The organism is Rhizobacter sp. P2_H3, assembly GCF_056403355.1.
In genome coordinates, this window is record NZ_JBFUFQ010000548.1 from 1 (window position 1) to 560 (window position 560).

A 560-nucleotide genomic window follows, 5' to 3' on the forward strand; every position below is an offset into this window, starting at 1 on the left:
CTGCCGGTGCTGGCGGCGGGCCTCTACGCCTGGCGCGGCACCCCGTCCGCACTGGTCCCGCCCGCGGCGCAGCACAGCGACGTGACGCAGCAGCAGATCGAGCAGATGCTGGCCACGGTGGTGGCGCGCGTCGAGAAGAACCCGAACGATTCGAAGGCCTGGATGGTGCTCGCCCGCTCGTACCGCGCGATGGGCCGGCTGGCCGAGTCGGCGAACGCCTTCGAGAAGATGGGCCGCGAGACGCTGGACCGCGACCCGGTGCTGCTGACCGAGTACGCCGACGTGCTGGCCAACCTGGCGAAAGGCGACCTGCAGGGCAGGCCGCTGAAACTGGTGGAGCAGGCGCTGGCGCTGGACCCGAACCACGCGATGGCGCTGTCGATGTCGGCGACGGCGGCCTACCAGCGGCAGGATTTCAAGACGGCGGCGGCGCAGTGGCAGCAGCTGCTGCCGATGCTGCCGCCCGAATCCGACTACGCGAAGTGGGTCGTGCAGACGCTGGCCGAGCTGCGTGCGGGCGGTGGGGCAGCTTCCGCACCCGTGGCCGCAGCGGCGCGTGC

General features: G+C 71.8%; 1 protein-coding gene. It reads left to right on the top strand.

Annotated features, from left to right (window positions below; translation table 11 throughout):
* Positions 1–560: tetratricopeptide repeat protein (locus AC1D1T_RS32965; RefSeq protein ID WP_477993578.1), on the top strand; the 560-nt coding region annotated here is incomplete at both ends.